Below are 239 nucleotides of genomic sequence, written 5' to 3'. Positions count from 1 at the left end.
AAATGATGCGTCAGCGGCGGCGCGCCAGAGGATTGCGCGAGTTGCGCCTCGTCGTGGCCGCTGCCCGCTCCCGGTCGGTTCGGCGACGGGTGGCGAAGCAGGTCACCGGTCTCGATCAAGACCGCGAGCGGGACGCCCTGCAGTGGATTGAACAGGTCTCCGAGTTCGACGCAGATGCGACGCGGTGACGTGGTAACCGTCGCGGCGGCCGGCGATCATGGCAAGCCTCGTCCGGCCGT

General features: G+C 68.6%; 1 protein-coding gene. It reads left to right on the top strand.

The annotated features are described in order from the left end of the window. A partial coding sequence (locus AC0MA3_RS26740; RefSeq protein WP_474658384.1) for a hypothetical protein occupies nt 1–188 on the top strand: 188 nt, incomplete at its 5' end. Nucleotides 189–239: the final 51 nt, after the last annotated feature.

This window comes from Paenibacillus sp. LS-5 (assembly GCF_056121505.1).
The sequence above is the reverse complement of the archived record's forward strand: the minus strand, read 5'-3'. Positions and strand labels throughout refer to the sequence as shown.